Here is a 17,486-nt window from a genome sequence, read left to right on the forward strand (position 1 = left end):
TTTTTTATTATTTAATTATTTCATTTGTTCCATGACAGATATAAACGAAAAAATTTGTTTATACATTACAAAGAAATGGTTGATACCTTGGCTTCAGGAAGGCAAGTCACAAAATTCTTTTGCCAAAAATCATGGTGTGGAAGAAAGTACCATTAGAAAAATTAAAAGCGAAGAAAATTACAGAATACCTGTTGAAACACTTTTTAAAATATGTGAAGCAAGAAAAATTAGTTTATCTGATTTCTTTAAACTTATAAATGAATAATCCCGACGAAAGTTGGGATTTTTTTTGACGAAATTTTCGAAGCTTTCGTGAAAACATAATTTAAAATTTTAAGAATGTTATTATTCATTCTTTTTAGTCGTTCAAACTTAAGAATGAAAATTATTATCTATGCACTTCTACAGTGAGGTGTAGAAGTGCATAAATAATAATTCTTTAATAATGACTTCAACTAAATTACATTCTAATATTATCATTTAATAGTTCCACTAATTTATAAACTAATGTTACTGGATTTTGTTTTGAAAACGGCAAATGTTCATAACTTAAAAATAACTTTTTTGCTCTTTTAATTGCTAATTTTTGATTTCCAATTGAGGACAATTGTTTATAAATTGCTTTACAATAGTTCTGTTTTTTTCCTTCAAGTAAATAATTAAAATCTAATTTTTCACTTAAAATATTATAATAGGTTTCCCTTCTATGTTGTTGATCAATAAATTCAAAATGCAAACAGTACCAAAGTTCAAAAGAGTCATTTGAATATGCTACATTAATATTATTTACGTTTGCTTTGTTAATAGCATTGTCAAAAGCACTTAATTCTTTTTTCCTTGATTAATGTCCATATCAAAAACACACCAAACTTCATCATATTCTTCTTGGGATTTTAATTCTATTGTTTTTTTAACAAGAGAATCCTTAGACATTCCAACACCAAAAGCAGAAACGCTGCACGTAACTACAGGAAAAGACTTGAAATATAATTCCTCAGTCTGTCCTTCACATACAATAAGTATAGTTTTTTTCATTTTCTTAGAATTCATACTATACGTCGTATCCCCCGATTTTCTCAACCAAGGTTTAATCGAATCGGTTACCTTTATTGCTTTCGTTTTTTTAGGCATTATCAATCAAATCATAAAGTTTTGTAAAATCACCTAAAAAGGGAATTGCACCATATTTTCCTTTAATGTAATCACTTTCAAAAGTTTTAGAATTTCTTTCACCCTTAAATTCAATCAAACTATACAAATGACTACAACTAAAAGAATCCTTTTCAACAAAATCAATTTGATCCTTTCTGAAAATTTTATTGTCCATTAAATTTGTATCATGTGTGGTAAAAATTAATTGTGGATTTTTAGAACCTCTTGTATTAAAAAGTTTAATAATTTCTCTAGTTAACAATGGGTGAAATCTAGCATCAAATTCATCAATAATCAAGGGGTATTATTTTTAAAAGATTCATAAATAAAGGGGGAAATTTCAAAAAGTTTTTTTGTACCTTCAGATTCTTCGCCGAAATATAATGCTCCATATTCATCTATTTCCTCATTTTTATCATTAAATTTGGGTCTAAGGGAATAGATTACAATATCTTTTTTACTTTTTTTGTTTTTGGTATTATTTTCATCAGAATCGTCATCACCATATGTGAAAAAATCTACATCTTTAATTCCGATATCACCAAATTTTAAAATATTCAAAATATAATCTTTCATATTTGAATCTTCTAATTTGTCACCGGCACTTTGCATTAAATTAAAATCGCCTAAACCATTAATAATATTAATTGAAGACATAGCTTTAATTAATTTAGAAGAAACCTTTGCAAAACCAAAAGTTGATAATGTCGTTAAAATCAAAGCATTAGGCCTAAAAAATGCATTTCCTTTATCTAAACTCATAAAACGCTGAATAACAGAACCTTCTTCAAAATTCTTTTTATTTACTTCAATTAATTTCTGTCCTTCTCTAATAAATAAGGGTTCTTCTCTTTTGTTAGGTTTGTAATATAACCACTCTGCGCTAACTTCATCTTTCAAAATTTCAAACCCATATCTGTAACGTACATTATCATCCCAAAAACAAGTTGAAAAAATGAGGGCGCTTTTTCAAATTTTGAAGAATATTTATATTTATCAACTGTATTTAGAATATTTTTATCTATTACTGAATTTTTAACAATTTTAATGAAGACGGTGATAGCCTTAACAATATTGCTTTTACCACTTGAATTAGCACCATAAATAGCTTTGGTTTTCATTACCTTAATACCTCCAGAATTTGGAATTTCATAAAGATTATTTTCATCTACATTTTTATGATTTGAAACTGATTTCGTAGCCATCAAACTTAGCGTATTGATATCTTTAAATGACTTAAAGTTACCCACACTGAATTCTTGAATATGCATTATTTTAAATTTTGCACTAATTTACGCAAATCTTTAAATAACACAACGATTTTTTATTTATATCAATGCTAAGTATTGATAGATTATTTCCATCATAATTATTCATTTATAAAAGGTTTTACTCTCGCTTTCCGAAGTCTCCCAACTTCGGAGCAAGTTCAAAAAAAACCTTATTTCACCAGCTTAAAAATCAGGAGACTTCCGTTACAGAATTTAAAACAAAAAAATCCCAGCTTTCGTTGGGATTTTTAAGCAAGTCTTGGCTAACCTGAAGTTCCAGGCTATCTCACTTTAAACTAAATGAAAGCTAATAAGCAAATCCAAGTCTATTTTTAACATGCTTACTTTCTTCTTCTCTTAATTTCTGATTGGTCATGATTTCATGTTCTTTATCTTTTTGGATAACCTTAAACCAATGTATTGCAGGAATCAGCCCGTTGGAATGTAGTTCGAGCCTGATGATGAACTCATCTGTCGGCTTTCGGTGATTATTAATATACTGGCTAAGTACAGCTGGCTTCACATCAACCTCAACAGCAAAATCTTTATCTTTTTTGTCTTGTCTGCTAACGTATTCATTTAAAAAAATCCAAAACTAAAAGCTTCCAGATATTGACTGCTATCTATATAGTCTTCCAATTGAAACTTTAGCTGTAACAATCTTGAATACATTTTTTGACGATGAGTACGATTGTCAAATTGTTTCCGGCGAGCTGCCCAGAAGTCCTCCTCCTCTTTTTTCTCTTTCGCATTCAAATTTGATCGGTAGGAAAGACAAAAGCATCTGCAAGTTCTTCACCTGTAAATTTTGAAAAATCTGTTTCCTTAATTTCCTTCCTGTTTGTCTTCATAATATTCCTCAATTAATTAAAGATAAGAAAAAAAGTGTACATATAATGTAAACTTTAACTCTAATTACTTCTTTTTCAGACATCTTAATTAACAGCTCAAAGTCAGAAAATTTCGTACACAGAAATAAAACCCACTTATATTTTTCTAACTGTATTCCCCGTAAGACTAATATAATTAAACATACAAAACGTTGCTGCCGCTCCAAACGTATGCCATAAAAAATGGGTTCCGAAGCTGAACCATTCCCATTTATCGGCGATACGGAAGGTCAGTGCAAAAACAAAGGACAGTAAAGCAAAACCTACCCATTTGCCGGCTTTCCATTGGGTAAACATCAGATACCTTAGTACCGAGAAAAGGACAAACGAGGCCATGATGGCATAATTGACGTTGATAAAAAGAGAAGCGTGATCTGCCAGTATCCAGTTCCTTAAAGCGAACATCAGTACTGCATACCCCAGAACCATTACAGCAGCATAGTACCATCTGGTGCTTTGCGCTACAAAATAAAATCCGGCAGACAGGCAGAGTAGCATAATAGGCAGCCAGTCCATCATTATAAATACCGGCCACTGTCTGAATGAATGGTAAACAGTTCCTCCTATGGCTCCGATATACAATAAAACCAGACAGTAGGTTAAAAAAGGATATTCTTTGAAGTTACCTTTCAGTTTAACGGTCCAGAAAATGGCTATGACTAAAAATAATACAGCCGTGATTGCATTTAAGGGCTCAGGGAAAAACTGAGCCATATCTGTTTCTTTATATAAAAGGCCTCCGTCCGGAGGTATTGGGTTTACCGGCATTGTTTTCTTTTAAATTATATGGACAGGAATATTAGAGTACAAAATACAAAAAGCAAGTCATTTCCAGATATGAGCATACTCATATCTTTCTGAATATAGAAAAAATTATGGCATTACTATATTAATTACAGGCATCTCCGGGGTATTTTACTTAAATTTACAATCTATTCAATTTCAAATACAATCAAATGAATCCAGACTTTGAGACTTTTAAGAAAGATATCAATTGGTTTATCAGACCAAATGACCTTGTTGAATTTTCTGATACAAAACCGCACCCGGATCTTTCTGACGACTTTAAATCAACATTTCCTGCATTATCCCGACTTATTCAAAAAGCCAGAACACTTGATTTTAGCATAAACAGCAAGCCCTACAGATTATTGTCATGGACCAATAAATACAATATAAGTTGTGGGTGGCTAACCCGGATTGAATCAGAAAATACGGATAACTTTCAACTGGTACAAGAACATGAATTATTACTGAAAGAAATTGGCGGTATTGTAGAATCTTATCACCAGCCCGAACCGGCCCTTACTAATAATCAGGACTATTTATTCTTAAAGTCTGCCTGTATGACGGGAATAGGCGAATGGGAAGAATACTATGAAAATCTCTGTGAAGAAGAATCTAAAGAGCCGATAGATTATAATGACTTTATTTGCTTTGCCCTGGAAGCCAATGGCAATATGACAATGTATGAAAAGAATTCAGGGAAGGTCATATTATTTGCCCATGATCATTGGTTTGAGGATGTTGATGTTTTTGAAAATCAGCCTGAATACACCTTTTACACAATACAAGGCGTTGAAAACTTTGTTGATTATGTTGAAAAGATGGCTGATGAATGGTCAGAAGACCTATTGTAATTTAATTGAGACCACGTTAAAATTTGTTAATATCATCTATCATATTATAATTATGTAGAGATTTGTCAGGAACATAAAATATATACATATGAAAAATTTAAAAAAGCTTAGCAAAGCAGAATTAAAAGCAATTGCCGGAGGATCAGAGTGTGTAAGACTGTGTTTTGTCAATGATAAGTTAACATGCGTTCCGTATAGCTCATGTGGCGGCCCAGGGCTTGAACCGTAAGAATTAAAAACCTTTTTGAATAAAAACAATAAGGTTTACTTTAAAAAATAACGACTTTAAGAGACAGCTATTCAATAGTTGTCTTTTTTTATATGCCTGTCATTTTCCTCTTTATGATTTCCTGTGAAATAACCTGTAAATATCAATTTCCGAAACGTTTAATTAACTACATTAGCACAGAATTAAAATGCGCCGAGATTTCTATGAAAAATATATTCTGTGTAGTGCTTCTTTCAATGGTACAACCTGTACTGGCACAAACCAAACTGGAAAAAGCCATCACCAATCTTGAGAATAATTACGAACAGGAAAAAGTATATGTACTCACCGACAAACCCCAATATGCAGCGGGTGACAAAATATGGTTCAAAAGTTTTGTATTCGACGGATATAACCGTTCACCATTATCCACTACCCTGTTTGTCGAGCTTTATAATTCTGATAAAAAATTAATTGACTGGAAAACCGTACTCCTTACCAATGGTGAAGGCAGCGGAGATTTCCAGCTGAAAGAAGACCTTCCGGAGCAGGTTTATTTTGTAAGGGCCTATACGCCTTATATGACCAACTTTAATGAAGATTTTCAGATTGTTAAAACCATTCCGGTTTATAACCCGAACTCTGCGGAATCATTGGTGGTTGCCAAAAGTTCGGACTGGTCTGCCAAAGCCTTTCCGGAAGGAGGAACTTTCATTAGCGGTATGCCGGTAAAATTTGCAGTAAGATTATCATCCCCTTCTTCCCTGCCGGAAAGCTGGACCGGAAAAGTAATTGACAGCCAGAACCCAAACACTCCGGTTACCACTTTTACATCTTTTGATAAAAATGTAGCCTCTTTTACAATAACTCCGGCTGCAGGAAAGAAATACCAGGCTATCATCCGGGATAATACGGGGAAAAGCCAGACAATAGACCTGCCGCCGGTAGCTGACAGCGGTTTGAATATACAGGTTTCAAGCTCCAGAGAAGGGATTAAATATACCTTGAAAGGTGCTAACCTGAAACAACAGCTTCAGGGGTATAAAATTGTCGGGCTTATCAATAATCACCTTGCTTACAGAGCCAATATCAACCATCTGACCAATGATGTGTCAAGCCTTATCCCTACCAAAATCAGTAACGGGGCTAATGGTATTTTACAATTGGTGATCTTTGATGAACAGGACCATATTGCGGCACAGAGGCTTTGCTTTATAAAACCCGGTAATTTAAAAATTGAGAAGGCTGAAATTGTAGGCCAAAGCCTGAAAACAGCACCAAGGGCTTTCAACAGCATTGATCTTTCTCCTGAATCTTATTTTAAAAATTATACGGTTGTCGTAAGTGAAGACAATGGTACCCCAACTCCTGAAGAAGAAAATCTTTTAAGCGGACTTTGGCTGACGGGAGATTTTACAACAAGAATAGACAGCCCGGCACAGTATTTCTCTAAAAATGCCAACACTGAAGCGCTGGATGCCCTGCTTATTTCTGAAAACTGGAAAAGATTCGACTGGAATTCCGTACTGAGCGGAGCTGCACCCACCATTAAAACCCAGTCTCAGCAATATCTTTCTTACCGGCTGAAACCTGTTAAAAATAATGCCCTGATGATCAATACAACAGTCAACTTATTATCAAAGTCAGGTCAGGGCCAGCCTGCATTCAGCCAGTTTAAAACAGATCAGAACGGGTATATTTATTTAAATAACCTCAACATTAGTGAGCCTCTTGAAATTTCAGCATTCGTCAATGCAGAAAATAAAGAATCAGGCAATGACGATCTGTTTGTGACCGCAGAACCATTAGTGACGCCTACAACATTCAAAGGCAATTTCCCGCCCACAAAATATACACTGGTAAAAGCCGATAAAAATAAAACGCTTCCTCCAACAATTTCAAGAGCCATCAATACTCAAAAAAACATTAAAAAGAAAGAAAGTAATGACATACAGATTCAGGAAGTTGCTTTGGTAGGAAAAAGAAAGACCCGAAGGCAGAGCTTGACAAACAGCTGTCCAGCGGTATGTTCACTTCTGCCAATTCTACTGTATTTGACTTTGTGAATGAAGACCAGCATACTTCAGGATCAGTCAACATCCTGGACTGGCTGCAGGGAAGAGCTGCCGGCCTTACATTTCAGAGAAATAACACAGGCGTTAATGTACCTTACATCCGCGGCCAGCAGGCTAAGCTTTATTTAGACGAAATACCTACAGACGCTTCCATGATTGCCAATCTTCCTGTTGACAACATTGCGATGGTAAAAATTATTAAAGGAGCAGGATTAATAGGCGATGCCGTGGCCGTCTATACGATGAGAGGGAATATGAAACCTAAAAGCAACGAAAAAGAAGCGAAAAAGAACAATTCAGCCATCATCAAAGGATATGATAAACCGTCAGAATTCCCTATTGAAATGATTGATGATAACGCCCCGGAAAAAATTGAAAACGACACCCGCGAAACCCTGTACTGGAACCCTAATCTGTTCGACAGCGATTATGTTCCGCCAAGAATCAAATTCTTCAATAATGACAGTGCAAAGCAATTTAAAGTACTGATCATAAGCTTTGATGAAGATGACAATATTCTTTATGACCAGCAGGTTTTAAAATAATAAAGAGAGACTGAGAAAGTCTCTCTTTTAGTTTTGAAGAAGGAGTCCGGAAGTCATAGTAATCATAAAGAGACCGCTACCATTCTCATTTTATACTAATCTACTACAGACTGCCAGCCTTTCACCTGTATAACCGTCATTCTGACGAAGGAAGAATCTCACCTCAGAGTTACCTTCAAAGACTTTCCGAACCTTGATATATATTCTCCGATTTCGAAAGTTCTTTACTGATAGACTCAAAGTCAAGAGACTTCCACAACAGAATTTTCTAAAAAAACATGATCTTTCAAAACAAACTCCCAAATATTCCGTTTAATTCTTAAATTTGGCTCATGCGAAAGAATCTTTATTTCATCATTATATTATGTTCCCTTACCAGCTGCTATACGTATCAGGTAAAAAAACCTGCGGATCCGGCAGCTAACAATAAACCGGCTAATAATAAAAACAATCCTGTTTCCCAGAACCTGAATGTTCAGCAGCCGCCTGCTCCTGTTAATGTTCAGGAGAAACTGGCTGCCGGTAAAAATGTTAAAATTGAAGTGGATAACAAGAGCTACAAAGTCATTGTTGACCGATGGGAAGGCGACAGTCTTGTAGTACATCCGGTTCGTAATGCCAAAAAGAATCTGAAATTCCATAAGAACCAGATCAACAGTGAGAAGATTGCGGAAAGACGTTTTTCACAGCCTATTGCTGATATTCTTACAGTGACGGCCTATGCTGCCATTGGGGTTGGGATCTATCTACTTGTCAAATAGTATTTTAAACCTTCAGATTTTTTAAAGTCTGCTACGTTGGAGATTCCTGTTTGAGACCAGCAAAAAAGACTAAACATACCGATATTAGAAAATCTTGATATAAAAACAGACTGCCTCGTTGAGACAGTCTGTTTTTTTATGGTTTATTTGTTGTTTGGTTAAGGCCATATTACCCCTGATTGTTGAGGGCTGGTCCATGGTTTTCCGGATGGTCTTGTTCCCGGATGGGCTGCCAGACACTCCCTTATCCATTCGCTGCCCACTGCGTGGGATTTTACTTTTTTACCGAGCAATAAGTAGTTCCGGTACTATCTTCATACAGCTGGTAATTAGGATAAGCACCTTTCGCTACTAATTCCTCATCATCAAGAAGTTCCACACCTTCACCTACCTGGGCAGGATAATCCACAATAGCACCAAGTACCCAGGCTATGGAATCTTTATTATTACCGGCTACCAGGCTTGGGGAGGCGTCAGTGTAATCTTGATGGTAGATTTTGAATGGTCTACAGAAAAAGAGGAAGAATAGGTAGATTCCTTAACGCTTGCCAGAGGAATTCCTAAGAAAGAAAGCGTTGCAGAAGTAGACTGCTCAAAGGTTTTCTGAATGCTTTTATAATCTTCACCGGTTACCGTGATCTCTACACTTGGATAATTGGAAATTGCCACTCCGTTCAGCAAACCGAAAGGTCCGTCAGGCCCGAATTTCGTAGCCGGATCCGGAGAGAATTTGTATCCTGAAATATGTTTTTCTTCCTGTTTGTCTCTGCTGTTGATCTGCGCTTTTCGGATAGGATCAAACCATGCCCAGTACAAATTGCTGGCAATATTAAAATCCTTCGGACCAAAGTTCACCAGGGTAACCCCGGTAAAAGACATCGATATTTTGATAGAATTTTTGCTGATGGCAATATTTTCACTGAAATAATTGGCATTACCGCCTATTCCCAGCGTAAAGAAATCAAAGATAGGAATAGAAAAACCCGTTTTCCCCTGTACGGAAACCCGGAACCGGCTTTCGGATTCACGGCTGACCTCCATATCGATCTGGGCTGCCTGGGAAGTATTTTTAAGACCGTTTAAAATCTGGTTGAGTGGAGTTGTCACCTCAAAAGCGGGTAAAATACTGTCGTCATTCAGCTGCAGTCCTCCGTTTTCTTTTTTAGGATTCTGTACATTCTTTAAAACTCTGGACAGATAGCCGTTATTCATCGTCACATTGTTCTGTAAGGATATGGTAGCACCCAAAGCATCCAGATAGCTGGCTAAAACAGGAAGAATAGGCTTTCCGCTTGCCGGTGTTTTGTTCAGTAAAGCATCAAGGTTCTCACTTTTCTGGATCTGGTATAAAGTAGTGGCAGGGTTGGCCCATTCGGTAGCAATTTTATCCATAATGATATCGATTGGCTGCATAGTGTCCGTAGCAGGAGGAAGTGAGCCATAGGCACCCACCCAGGCAGTGAGTAAAGCCATCTGCTGATCTGTAGCCCTTGAATGGGCGTCATTCAGTACTGCTGTATCTTCTTCAGATAAGGAATAATTAACTTTTGAGAAAACATCAATGAAGTAATTGGTAAATACCTGGTCCAGCTGCACCGGCTCTGTATCAGCTTTCAGGTTGCATGCTATCCAGTCATAGGTTTTCTTATTAAATTTCAGATTGGAGGGATCCTGCCAGTAATAAGGGAAATTTCCTTTTCCGTTAATGGTGATGGCAGACAGGTCTGTACTTAAAACACTTGACAGGATTTCGTTAGCTCTGTCTTTCAGTTCTGTGATAATTTGTGATGCTTCTACAAAAGGAGCAACACTTTCAGGATTTTTCATGATTAATAATATTGGTATTGTTCCTACTCTTTTTGATGGCTTTTCGGAGGCTGCCGTTGTTCAGGGTTTGAAGCTTCTTTTGAACATCCCAAAGTAACGGCGAAAAAAGAATGAATGGTAGAGTACAAACCTGTGATTTTAACGCTAAGTATTTGTACTGTAACACCTAAGCATTTTTACGTATAAAATTATTGTCCTGCTTTGTAAGTAAACATCTGTGACATCTGTGACCAAAAACGAACCACAAAAGTCACAAAGCTTTTAAAACACTTAAGTAAGATGAAGATGATATCCTTCCGTAGAATAAGTTCACATAAGTTTTTAAAAATCTTTGATTTTTTCTTAAGTGCCTTAAGTGTTAAAAATAAAATGACAGTATCAGATATAAACACCTGAGAAAATCTGTGACATCTGTAATTAAAATAAATCTGTTTTTAAAGATCGGCTGTTGTATAAAAAGTATAAATAAGTTCTATATTTGAAAATCAACAAATCCACACTCAATATGAAAGACATTCAATATGAAATAAAGCTCAGACCAACGGTAGCGGATGATCTCGAGACTCTTTTTGAGTTCCAGCTTGACCCTGAAGCCAATCATCTTGCAGCATTCACTTCAAAAGATTCTGCAAATAAAGAAGCATATATCAATAAATTCACCAGGCTGCTGGCAGACCCCACCGTCAACAACCAAACCATTATGGCCGGTACAGTGATCGTCGGAAGTATTGCCAAGTTTATCCTGGAAGGTGATGCTGAAATCACCTATTGGATCGATAAACCTTTCTGGGGAAAAGGCGTTGCCACAGCAGCATTAAAGGATTTCCTGGCCATTGAAACAACAAGACCTGTTTTTGGGCGTGTTGCTTTTGATAATCTGGGTTCGCAAAAAGTCCTGGAAAACTGTGGTTTTGTCAGAATCGGTACAGATAAAGGCTTTGCCAATGCCAGACAAACCGAGATTGAGGAATTTATTTACAGGCTTGACCACTGATAAAGGGATAAAACATCTGCTTTTTTAGGTCACCTGACTCATCATCAGGTGATGGTAGAACTGTTATTGGTAAGGACAAAGTTTTTTGACTTTAGCTGGAATGTCAATACCTGTAATACAGCGGATGCCCAATTGTTATATCAATGATTAATCAACAAAACTAATAATGAAAAATACGGTTGCATTACTCCTGTTACTTATTTCAAATTACATTTTTTCACAAACCATTAATCCTGAGAAATTAGATGATTACTTTAATTATATTGAAAAAAATAATCTGGGAGTGGGGAGTGTGTCAATTTTTAAAAACGGTAAAGAAATTTATTCTAAAAATTTCGGGCAAAAAAATATTCCCGGATTAACTTACGATAAGAATACCAGATATCAGGTAGGCTCTGTTACCAAAATGATTACTGCAGTTTTAATTTTCAGGTTAATTGAAGAAAATAAACTGTATTTAAATAGTAAGCTTTCTGAGTTTTATCCTGAAATTGTTAATGCTGATAAAATAACAATTAAAAATTTATTGGAGCATAGCAGCGGGCTGGGAAATTATCTGGTGAGAAATGGAGAAGTATGGGCAACCGAAAAAACAAGTGATAAAGAGATTATGGATCTTATCATCACGCAGGGCAAAAGTTTTGAGCCGGGTGAAAAGGTGGATTACTCCAACTCCGGCTATTATCTTTTAACGGGAATCCTTGAACAAAAATATAAGAAACCGTTTTATAAAATAGTCCGGTCAGAAATTGTAAGACCTCTCCGGTTAAAAAATCTGGCCCCTTTTCAACCCGGGCAAAAAATATATTCCTGCCCTATCATTATCAAAACAATTCCTGGAGTATACTGAAAAAGGAGTTAGACTTTCTCAATGTTATCGGCGTAGGCGATATTTCTGCAACACCTTACGATCTGAATATTTTCATCAACAGCTTATTCCATCATATGATTCTGAAAAAGAAACGCTGAAACTGATGGAACCTGTATTGGGAAAGAAAGCTGGGGAAGAGGAATGGCGATCTGGGATTTTGACGGGATTACATTCTACGGGCATGGCGGCGATACCTTAGGATCACACACTGTTCTCATCTATAATAAGGAGGCCGATCTCTCAATTTCTTATAATACCAATGGAGAGCGCATCCAAAAAGAAAATTTCATAAAAAATATAGTTGATGTAATTTATAACAAAGAAATTAATTTTTCGGAAATCAAAGAAGAGCAATAAGACCTCCACTCAATTATTTTGATTTCAGATGAATATCTTCGAGATCAATTTCTGTGAAGGTTTCATTGAATGCTTTTGTGTCAAATCATTATATTTGAAAAAACATCACAAACCTGTTTTCTTCGGATATGGAAAAGAAGCTGGCATTAGGACAATTGAAACTTGCAACGCTGGATAGTCAGGGATTAACCCGAAATACACCGTTCGGAACCGGAAAAGATGCCGTTCTTAACGCGTTGGAGCATCTCGGATATATACAGATTGATACTTTATCCATGGTGGAACGTGCCCATCATCATACCCTTTGGACAAGAATCCCTGATTTTCAGGCAGGTTATCTGGACGAGCTGGTAGAGGAACGTAAAGTATTTGAATACTGGTTCCATGCAGCATCTTATCTTCCCATGCAGGATTTCCGGTATGTTTTACCTCAGATGCTGACCATCAAACGTGGGGAATCCCGCTATCATAATGCGGATCCTGAAGTGATGAAGTATGTCACCGATACCATCCGTAATGAAGGACCTAAAAGAGCAAGAGATTTTGAAAATGAGAGCCATAAAGCCGGAAGCTGGTGGAACTGGAAACCTGCCAAACTAGCCCTTGAACGGCTTTTCATGCAAGGAGACCTGATGATCAGCGGCCGTTCCGGAATGCAGAAAACCTATGATCTGGCTGAAAGAGTACTGCCTTCTTCTGTGAACACCACAGCACCTACCCCATTTGAATTTGCAGAATATCTGGTCAAAACCAATCTCCGCGCCTATGGATTTACGACATTAAAGCAGATTACCCATCTCCGGAAAGGAAATGAACTGAAGAAGAATGTCAGTGAAGTGCTGCAGCGCATGCTGGAAGAAGGCAGAATATCAAAAATCAAGGCAGACGGAGGAACTTCTGTTTTTATACAGAATGATACACTGAACAAAACATTTGACCTGACAGATTCCAGAGTATGGCTGCTGTCTCCGTTTGATAATTCTATCATTCACCGGGACCGTGTAAAACAGATCTTTGATTTCGACTTCCGGCTGGAATGCTATACTCCGAAAGAAAAAAGACAGTATGGCTATTTCTGCCTTCCTATCCTGTTCGGAGATCAGTTTATCGGAAGAGTCGACTGTAAAGCCCACAGAAAGGAAAAAAAGCTTGAGCTTATTCATTTACATATTGAAAACAATACGGCTGCCCCTGAACTCTGGCTTACTCCTTTTGCAGAAACCTTAAAACGTTTTGCTGTTTTCAATGGCTGTGAATCTTTGGTCCTGACAAAAGTAAGCCCTTCAAAACTGGGTACTGTTATAAAAAAAGAACTGTCCGGATTAAAGCTAAAAAGTAAGCTTTACTGATCTGCTGAAAAGACAAATCGCATCATTGGCTTCAATAATGCGATTTATTTTATCAGGAAAATCTTTTCTGATTAGTTGAATTGCCGGCTGGCTTTCTGTACAAAATCATTCCATTGCTGGTTAAGATAAGCTGTGGCTTTCTTTTTCTCATTATCATTCAAAGAAGAATACTGAAGAGAATTAAAAACCAGTTTTTTCAATGCTTTTAAATCCAGCTCCCAATACACCAATGTTGTCCAGAAATCATAACTCAGTCCGGTATATCCATACACTGAAGGATCATCACTGTTGATTGAACACTGTATTCCGTTGCTTAATAAAACCCGTGCAGGATGGTTTCTCAGATCACTTACATATCCTAAAATCTGATTGCTGATCGGGCTCACCTCAACCAACTTGTTTTGTTTTCTGATCTTCTCCATGGTTTTTGGGAAGTAAATAAGATTCAGTCCATGACCTATTCTGTTGTTGTTCAACAGGGCTACATCGAGGACATTTTCATTCAGGGCAGAATTGCTTTCTCCTGCATGAAGGAAAAGAGGCAGTTCCACACCGTACTTTTTGCTGAGATCATCCATTTTTGTCCAGCTTCTTTCAAAGAAACGGATATCATGTCCTGCTGCTTCATCCGCTACAAGATCAAAACCTGAGATCATATCCGGAAATTCCTTCTTCATTACGAAAGCCGTTTCCAGTTGTTTTTCGATACTTTCATTATCTAAGAATTTAAAGCTTGAATAGATCAGCTTCAGCGTGAACTGCGGATCCGATTGGTGTATCTGCTTAAGAATATCCTGCAGGTCTGTGATGGAAGTTTTCAAAGGATATTTTCCATGCTGAAAATCGTAAAGCTCATCAAAAATATACCTGATTTCTACATGCTGTACTTTATCTTTTATCAGATCCTGAAATCCTTTCAGATAATATTCCTTGAAGAAAGGACGGTACGGAAGCAGCAGGCTGATGCGTTTAAAGCGCTTTTCAAATTCAATCCAATAATCCGTATAAGAACAGAGATTATCACGTTTCAACGTAAGAAGATCCTGCAGCTCTTTTTCAAAACCAGGGTTTGAAGCCAGTTTTTTATCAAGGTTCACAAATCCTGCGGGAACCTTTCCCTTTTCAAAAAAAGCCAGCTGCCCGAAAATAAACTGATCGTTATCTTTCTGATCGTAAACATAGCTTTCCTGATATTTTCTCACCCTCGAAATAATCCATTTCACATCTGTTATCCCTCCGCTGTGGGTATGCAGCAAACCTCCTTTCGGCATTGTCTGGAGAAGCTGAAACAGATTACTGTTTTCTATTAATGGTTTTAATTCATTAAAAGAACTGTTATATAAAGATATTTTCTTCGATTCCGTATCGCTGATGAGTTGTTTACGGATCCCGGATATTTTTTTATCCAAAGCCTGTTCCGCCTCAGATAATCTGATATCAGCATCAAATGCCACCGCTTTGTTTTCCTGCTCAGATAAAGCCAGGTTATGCTGGTATACAGACGTTTCAGTTATTTTACCCTGTCCCCAAAATAAGGGTGCTCCTAAAAGTGATATATAAATAAGGTATTTTTTCATCATAATATTGGAAGATTTTTGTATTGCCGGTTATGTTAACCGTTAAAAGTAGCTTGTTACAGCAAAAATTATGCAGAATAATGCCGTTTCAAAAATAAGATTAATTTTTCTGTTAAAAACACTCAATTATGCATCCATAACCATTTCTCAGACGATCTTTAAATGCAGATTCTTTTTTAATCTATTCCGATGTCTCCTCCGTAAAATGCCAGATAATATTCTTCTCTTTTATTTTTTTCAATAAACAGGACACTTTTTAACACTTTTTTAATCTATAACGGTTGTACTTATTTTGAAGTTTAACTACCTTTGTCTCTGGGATGCGGAAAAGGTTTTATCAATATTTGTACAGTTTGTTATTTGCATTGCTTACCGTTTTAGGTTGGTACTATGGGCAAATCCAGCAGTATATCTCAACAGATACTCCTTCTGATCTTCATTTTACAACTGATCTTCTGGTTCACCAGAAAAAAGCATCAAAAAATCGTTTGCATTTCTTAAAAATCACGAGACCAATGAGGCTTACAATATCAGCCATCCCCGCTACAACAAAATCAGAGCAAATCTTTCTGAAAATGACAACGAAAATGATGATAATGTAGAAACATCTGACTCTACAGAACTTCTTGCCCTTTTCAAAGAAGGTTTCTGGCATCTGATCTCCGGCTTCGTCACTACATTTCATGACAGACAAATCGCTGTTTCACTCGCTCAGTCAGGACATTTAAAGCCTTTACGTGATGATCTGTACATCCAGTACAGGGTCATCAGACTGTGATTTTATAATATTTTTTTCCGATAATTCTTATATGCTTTCATATCCGTTTGAGAGCAGGTAACTCTATTTTTCAATTATAAATTATTATAAAAATATGATCATGGTCAAGAAAAGTCTCATGTATATTAACCTGTGCCTTATTTTCCTGTTGGCAGGCTGTCAATCTGAAAAAGAAGAAAAAACAGAAGCGGCATCATTCAATGTTACAAGCCCGCTTGTAAAAGATACTTTGGTCAACAAAGATTATGTGGCACAAATCCGTTCTATCAATCATATCGAACTCCGTGCTCAGGAAAAGGGATATATTCAGTCTATTTATGTAGATGAAGGGCAATTCGTACAGAAAGGACAGCTGCTGTTCAAAATCATGCCCAATCTTTATGAATCTGATGTAAACCGTGCAAAAGCAGAGTCGAAATATGCGCAAATCGAATATCAGAATACCAAAAACCTTTCCGATAAAAACATTGTAGCCCCGCAGGAAATGGCGATGGCTAAAGCAAAATATGAAAAAGCCCAGGCTGAACTGGCTTCAATGAATACCCATTTGAAATTCACAGAAATCCGTGCGCCTTTCAGTGGAATCGTAGGAAAATTACATGTCAGAAAAGGAAGTCTGGTGGATGAAGGGGAACTGGTAACGGAACTTTCCGACAACAGCAAAATGTGGGTCTATTTCAATGTTCCGGAAGCTGAATATCTTAACCAGATGGATGCTAAAAAGGATAACAACCCGATGCATGTACGCCTGAGAATGGCCAATGGGAAAGAGTTTACACAAGATGGTATCGTACAGACCATAGAGTCTGATTTTGACAATGAAACCGGAAATATCGCCTACAGGGCCACTTTCCCGAATCCAAACGGACTGCTGAGATACGGGGAAACCGGAAATATTGTGATCACGTCACCTTACGCCCATGCGATGATGATTCCACAAAAAGCCACTTTCGAAGAGCTGGAAAAGAAATATGTCTATGTGATCGGTAAAGACGGTAAAGTACATGCCAGAGAAATAAAAGTTGCTGCCGAATTACCGCATATTTATGTAGTTGCTTCCGGGCTTGGAAAGGATGACAGAATCCTTCTGGAGGGTCTTAGAATGGTTCAGGAAAACCAAAAGATCAGCTCAAAATATCAAAAGCCTGAAAAAGTAATGTCTAACCTGGATCTGTACGCCGAATAATCCCA

The 17,486-nt window shown here is 36.8% G+C and carries 22 protein-coding genes; 11 read left to right on the plus strand and 11 right to left on the minus strand.

What is annotated here, in order from left to right; translation table 11 throughout:
* The first annotated feature begins 31 nt into the window (after positions 1-31).
* Positions 32-265, plus strand: a complete 234-nt coding sequence (locus OWR28_RS16885) for a helix-turn-helix domain-containing protein (protein ID WP_142719754.1) — start codon at positions 32-34, stop codon at positions 263-265.
* A gap of 195 nt (positions 266-460) precedes the next feature.
* On the opposite strand, the gene OWR28_RS16890 is transcribed toward OWR28_RS16885, so the two are convergent.
* From OWR28_RS16890 to OWR28_RS16925, 8 genes are all read right to left on the minus strand, one after another.
* The gene (locus OWR28_RS16890) at positions 461-805 is read right to left on the minus strand and encodes an RloB family protein (protein WP_332388053.1); all 345 of its coding nucleotides are present in this window, start codon (positions 803-805) and stop codon (positions 461-463) included.
* Positions 806-822: 17 nt separating this feature from the next.
* Positions 823-1,035 carry an RloB family protein gene (locus tag OWR28_RS16895; RefSeq protein WP_332387657.1) on the minus strand — a complete coding sequence of 71 codons (213 nt, stop codon included), beginning with the start codon at positions 1,033-1,035 and terminating at the stop codon, positions 823-825.
* Positions 1,036-1,123: 88 nt separating this feature from the next.
* Positions 1,124-1,450, minus strand: a complete 327-nt coding sequence (locus OWR28_RS16900) for an AAA family ATPase (protein ID WP_332387658.1) — start codon at positions 1,448-1,450, stop codon at positions 1,124-1,126.
* On the minus strand, positions 1,447-2,052 hold the full coding sequence (locus OWR28_RS16905) for a hypothetical protein (protein ID WP_332387659.1): 606 nt from the start codon (positions 2,050-2,052) through the stop codon (positions 1,447-1,449). Before OWR28_RS16905 ends, OWR28_RS16900 begins: the two co-directional genes overlap by 4 nt.
* Positions 2,049-2,423 carry a hypothetical protein gene (locus OWR28_RS16910; RefSeq protein WP_332387660.1) on the minus strand — a complete coding sequence of 125 codons (375 nt, stop codon included), beginning with the start codon at positions 2,421-2,423 and terminating at the stop codon, positions 2,049-2,051. The genes OWR28_RS16905 and OWR28_RS16910 overlap by 4 nt, the downstream gene beginning before the upstream one ends.
* A gap of 307 nt (positions 2,424-2,730) precedes the next feature.
* Positions 2,731-2,946, minus strand: a complete 216-nt coding sequence (locus OWR28_RS16915; RefSeq protein ID WP_332387661.1) for a hypothetical protein — start codon at positions 2,944-2,946, stop codon at positions 2,731-2,733.
* Between the two features lie 56 nt (positions 2,947-3,002).
* Positions 3,003-3,179 (minus strand): hypothetical protein, encoded by a 177-nt coding sequence (locus OWR28_RS16920; RefSeq protein ID WP_332387662.1) that lies wholly within the window; start codon positions 3,177-3,179, stop codon positions 3,003-3,005.
* A 230-nt stretch (positions 3,180-3,409) separates the two neighbouring features.
* Positions 3,410-4,081 (minus strand): hypothetical protein, encoded by a 672-nt coding sequence (locus OWR28_RS16925; RefSeq protein ID WP_332387663.1) that lies wholly within the window; start codon positions 4,079-4,081, stop codon positions 3,410-3,412.
* 188 nt (positions 4,082-4,269) lie between these two features.
* Here OWR28_RS16925 and OWR28_RS16930 point away from each other — a divergent pair, with 188 nt between their 5' ends.
* The 5 genes from OWR28_RS16930 (at position 4,270) to OWR28_RS16945 (ending at position 8,542) form a co-directional block, all read left to right on the plus strand.
* On the plus strand, positions 4,270-4,953 hold the full coding sequence (locus OWR28_RS16930; RefSeq protein WP_332387664.1) for a hypothetical protein: 684 nt from the start codon (positions 4,270-4,272) through the stop codon (positions 4,951-4,953).
* Positions 4,954-5,041: 88 nt separating this feature from the next.
* Positions 5,042-5,182: a bacteriocin-like protein gene (locus tag OWR28_RS27085; RefSeq protein WP_433985848.1), complete on the plus strand. Its 141-nt coding sequence runs from the start codon at positions 5,042-5,044 to the stop codon at positions 5,180-5,182.
* A 203-nt stretch (positions 5,183-5,385) separates the two neighbouring features.
* A complete protein-coding gene (locus OWR28_RS16935; protein WP_332387665.1) occupies positions 5,386-7,227 on the plus strand; it encodes a hypothetical protein in 1,842 nt (613 codons plus the stop codon).
* Entirely contained in the window at positions 7,188-7,781 is a 594-nt protein-coding gene (locus tag OWR28_RS16940) for a TonB-dependent receptor plug domain-containing protein (RefSeq protein ID WP_332387666.1), read from the plus strand. The genes OWR28_RS16935 and OWR28_RS16940 overlap by 40 nt, the downstream gene beginning before the upstream one ends.
* A 332-nt stretch (positions 7,782-8,113) precedes the next feature.
* Entirely contained in the window at positions 8,114-8,542 is a 429-nt protein-coding gene (locus OWR28_RS16945; RefSeq protein WP_332387667.1) for a hypothetical protein, read from the plus strand.
* 274 nt (positions 8,543-8,816) lie between these two features.
* On the opposite strand, the gene OWR28_RS16950 is transcribed toward OWR28_RS16945, so the two are convergent.
* Together OWR28_RS16950 and OWR28_RS16955 are read right to left on the minus strand one after the other, a co-directional pair.
* Complete coding sequence (locus OWR28_RS16950; protein WP_332387668.1) at positions 8,817-8,951, minus strand: hypothetical protein; 135 nt, start codon at positions 8,949-8,951, stop codon at positions 8,817-8,819.
* 44 nt (positions 8,952-8,995) lie between these two features.
* The gene (locus OWR28_RS16955; protein ID WP_332387669.1) at positions 8,996-10,369 is read right to left on the minus strand and encodes a lamin tail domain-containing protein; all 1,374 of its coding nucleotides are present in this window, start codon (positions 10,367-10,369) and stop codon (positions 8,996-8,998) included.
* A gap of 505 nt (positions 10,370-10,874) precedes the next feature.
* Here OWR28_RS16955 and OWR28_RS16960 point away from each other — a divergent pair.
* The 4 genes from OWR28_RS16960 (at position 10,875) to OWR28_RS16975 (ending at position 13,940) form a co-directional block, all read left to right on the plus strand.
* Positions 10,875-11,363: a GNAT family N-acetyltransferase gene (locus OWR28_RS16960; protein ID WP_332387670.1), complete on the plus strand. Its 489-nt coding sequence runs from the start codon at positions 10,875-10,877 to the stop codon at positions 11,361-11,363.
* A gap of 166 nt (positions 11,364-11,529) precedes the next feature.
* Complete coding sequence (locus OWR28_RS16965) at positions 11,530-12,213, plus strand: serine hydrolase domain-containing protein (protein WP_332387671.1); 684 nt, start codon at positions 11,530-11,532, stop codon at positions 12,211-12,213.
* A gap of 162 nt (positions 12,214-12,375) precedes the next feature.
* Entirely contained in the window at positions 12,376-12,591 is a 216-nt protein-coding gene (locus OWR28_RS16970) for a hypothetical protein (RefSeq protein ID WP_332387672.1), read from the plus strand.
* A gap of 128 nt (positions 12,592-12,719) precedes the next feature.
* Positions 12,720-13,940 carry a DNA glycosylase AlkZ-like family protein gene (locus tag OWR28_RS16975; protein WP_332387673.1) on the plus strand — a complete coding sequence of 407 codons (1,221 nt, stop codon included), beginning with the start codon at positions 12,720-12,722 and terminating at the stop codon, positions 13,938-13,940.
* Positions 13,941-14,011: 71 nt separating this feature from the next.
* On the opposite strand, the gene OWR28_RS16980 is transcribed toward OWR28_RS16975, so the two are convergent.
* Complete coding sequence (locus tag OWR28_RS16980) at positions 14,012-15,520, minus strand: adenosine kinase (protein WP_332387674.1); 1,509 nt, start codon at positions 15,518-15,520, stop codon at positions 14,012-14,014.
* An 875-nt stretch (positions 15,521-16,395) separates the two neighbouring features.
* Between OWR28_RS16980 and OWR28_RS16985 the strand changes: the two genes are divergently transcribed.
* Positions 16,396-17,481: an efflux RND transporter periplasmic adaptor subunit gene (locus OWR28_RS16985; protein WP_332387675.1), complete on the plus strand. Its 1,086-nt coding sequence runs from the start codon at positions 16,396-16,398 to the stop codon at positions 17,479-17,481.
* Positions 17,482-17,486: the final 5 nt, after the last annotated feature.

It is taken from the genome of Chryseobacterium sp. 1B4, assembly GCF_036631475.1.
Taxonomy (GTDB): domain Bacteria; phylum Bacteroidota; class Bacteroidia; order Flavobacteriales; family Weeksellaceae; genus Chryseobacterium.